This window comes from Pedobacter sp. UBA5917 (assembly GCF_002432345.1).
Taxonomy (GTDB): domain Bacteria; phylum Bacteroidota; class Bacteroidia; order Sphingobacteriales; family Sphingobacteriaceae; genus Pedobacter.
In genome coordinates this window covers 1-3,592 of the sequence record NZ_DJDT01000305.1, presented here as the reverse complement: position 1 = coordinate 3,592, position 3,592 = coordinate 1, and the positions used below count along the sequence as shown (strand labels likewise).

The 3,592-nt window shown below is 43.2% G+C and carries 1 protein-coding gene and 1 pseudogene; both read left to right on the top strand.

The annotated features are described in order from the left end of the window. Nucleotides 1-1,032, top strand: a pseudogene (locus B2V92_RS21385) (polysaccharide lyase); the annotation flags it as partial. Nucleotides 1,033-1,204: 172 nt separating this feature from the next. Further along, nucleotides 1,205-3,592: DUF6298 domain-containing protein (locus B2V92_RS21380; RefSeq protein WP_293312036.1), on the top strand; the 2,388-nt coding region annotated here is incomplete at its 3' end.

Here is a 3,592-nt window from a genome sequence, read left to right as displayed (position 1 = left end):
AATATTATGATCGATCACGTTTCGGCAAGTTGGGGTTTAGATGAAAATATGTCGATTTACCGCCATGTTTACGATTCAAAAGACGGTTCTAAACCTGTAAAATTACCTACAGTAAACGTTACCATCCAAAATTCCATTTTTTCGGAAGCCTTGGATACCTATAACCATGCTTTCGGAAGTACCATTGGTGGTTTAAATTCTACTTTTATGCGTAACCTTTGGGCTTCGAATATCAGCCGTAATCCATCTGTGGGCATGTATGGCGACTTTGGTTTTGCCAATAACGTTATCTTCAACTGGTGGAACAGAAGTGCCGATGGTGGTGATAATGCTTCATTTTACAGTTTCATCAATAATTATTACAAACCCGGACCTATTACACCAGCAGGAGAACCGATTTCTTATCGTATCTTAAAGCCTGAATCGGGTAGGGATAAAAAGTTTGCCAACGAATTCGGTAAAGCTTACGTAACCGGAAACATCATCGAAGGCAACGAAAAAGTAACCAAAAACAATTGGGATGGCGGCGTTCAGCCCGAAAGCAAAAGGGATAAACAGAAACTGCTCGATTCGATGAAAGTGGATAAACCTTTGCCTATGGCTAAAATTTCGATCATCGATACCAAAAAAGCTTACGATTACGTATTGGCCAATGCGGGAGCATCATTACCGGTACGCGATGCGGTAGATCAACGGATTATTAAACAGGTAACGACGGGCGAAATCGAACATGTTGCAGAGGATAAACTACCCGCAAAACAAAGTTATGTAAAGCGTCGTTTGCCTGCCGATTCGTATAAACAGGGTATCATTTCCGATATCGCACAGGTTGGTGGTTATCCGGAATATAAAGGAAAACCTTATGTAGATACCGATAATGATGGTATTCCTGATGCATGGGAAATTAAAAACGGTTTAAACCCAAAAGATGCGAAAGACGCAGCTAAAATATCAAAATCTGGCTATTCGAATATCGAGGTATATTTAAACAGCTTGGTGGATGTGAATAAAGTGAGGCCTTCGAAAGGTTAAAGGAGAAAGCTCGATCATGTTCCATCCACGCCCGTCACCCTGAATTTATTTCAGGGTCTATATTACAAGAGAGATGCTGACCACGAAGTAGCTATTAGACGATTGAAAAACAATAGAATTGGCTAATAAAATAAATTCAGCATGACCCGTGTTTATTTAAGTTAAAAAATCAATGCCAAAAACTAACCATATATCAAAAGCAGTACATCTAAAAACTTTAGCCCTCATGCTAATCGGTTTTTTAGTTGCAGGCCCGTCTTTTGCGCAAAAAACAAAACCTGCTGAGCCACCCAAACCAATTTTTAAAGGTAAGGACGGCAAATTGGCTTACACACCCGATGAGCAGGGAAACCGCATTCCCGATTTTTCTTATGCAGGTTACATGGCTGGCGAAAAAGCCATTCCCGACGCAACAATAAAGGTAATTGTCCCGCTGGTTAAAGGCGATGCTACTTTATCTATCCAATCGGCCATAAACTATGTTTCGAAATTACCTGTAGGCAAAGATGGTTTGCGTGGTGCAGTTTTACTCCATAAAGGAATTTACAACGTTGCGGGCACACTAAAACTGTCTGTTTCGGGCGTTGTTCTCCGTGGTAGTGGTTTTGGTGAAAACGGAACGAAAATTTTTGCTACAGGTTTAGATCGCATCGGGGTAATCAGGATTTTAGGCAAAAAGAACCCTATTGAAGAAACACCAATAGGTATTACTGATGCCTATGTACCGGTAAACGCCAATAAAATTACTTTGGCCAATACAAACGGACTCAAAGTTGGTGATAAAATTTCCATCAACCGTCCATCAACCAAAGAGTGGATCGAAACGTTAAAAACGGTAGAATTTGGAGGTGGCGAAAGTGCTTTGGGCTGGAAACCAGGTACCCGCGATATCCGTTGGGACCGTAAAATTACCGCTATAAATGGTTCAACCATTGCTTTCGATGCCCCGATTACCACTGCATTAGATGCAAAATATGGTGGCGGTACCGTTTCGAAATACCAATGGGAGGGCAGGATCGCACAATCGGGTGTAGAAAATCTGAAAATCGAATCCGACTATCATAAAGAGAATGTTAAAGACGAATACCACCGCTGGACAGCCATTTGTTTAGAAAATGTAGAAGATGCCTGGGTACGCCAGGTAGTTTTTGAGCATTTCGCAGGTTCTGCCGTAAATGTACTGGAAACCGCCAAAAGAATTACCGTTGAAGATTGTAAATCGCTGGCTCCGGTTTCCGAAATCGGTGGCGAACGCCGTTTTACCTTTTTAACTACCGGACAGCAAACGCTTTTCCAAAGGTTATATACAGAATACGGTTACCACGATTTTGCAGTTGGTTTCTGTGCACCAGGGCCAAATGTATTTGTTCAATGCCAATCTTACCTGCCATTTAGTTTCAGCGGGGCTATTGATAGCTGGGCTTCGGGCGTATTGTTCGATATCGTAAACATAGACGGACAGGCTTTAAGCTATTTAAACCGTGGTCAGGATGGCCAGGGTGCAGGCTGGACTGCCGCGAACAGTGTTTTTTGGCAATGCAGTGCCGCAAGGGTTGATAATTTCGCACCACCAAGCGCTCAAAACTGGGCATTCGGTACCTGGTCTCAATTTGCAGGAAACGGTTATTGGGACATGTCTAACGAACAGATCCAGCCCCGCAGTTTATATTACGCACAGTTAAAAGACAGGATTGGTAACGATGCCGAAGCTCGAAATTTTGTTCTTCCGGTAGAAACCGAAGCATCAAGCAGTCCACCTGTTGATGTGGCGCTAAAACTCACTAAATTGGCTTATAAACCAGCTTTAACGGTTTCAGAATATATTGACGCTGCTGCTGAAAGGAATAAAATCCCTACAGATGCCTCACAGGCTAAAAACATTGATAAAATAGGCTTAGAAAAGGTAGATCAACCCAACCTTCTTGCCGCTATGGCCATCAAAAACGGCTGGTTGGTTCGCGGAAATGAATTGGTAGTAGGCGACCGTCAGGATGTGCCCTGGTGGAGTGGTAGTGCCCGTCCGTACGCATTAAAAAAGACTAAATTTCACATTACCCGTTTTGTTCCCGGTCGTTCAGGCAATGGTTTAACCGATGACCTGGATGAAATTACCGACTCGATGAAAAACAGTTCGCTTAAAGTGCTTGATCATAATTATGGCCTTTGGTACGATAGGAGAAGGGATGATCACGAACGCATCCGCCGCATGGATGGCGAAGTTTGGGCTCCTTTTTACGAATTACCTTTTGCCCGTAGCGGACAGGATAAAGCCTGGGATGGTTTGAGCAAATACGACATCACCAAATACAACCTCTGGTATTGGGACAGGTTAAAGCAATTTGCAAACCTTGCCGATCAGAAAGGCCTGGTTTTAATCCATGAAAATTATTTTCAGCATAACATTATCGAGGCCGGTGCGCACTATGCCGATTTCCCTTGGCGTACGGCGAATAACATCAACAATACCGGCTTTCCGGAGCCTGTTCCTTATGCAGGTGATAAGCGTATTTTTATGGCGGAGCAGTTTTACGATATCAGTAATGAGCACCGCAGGGCCATC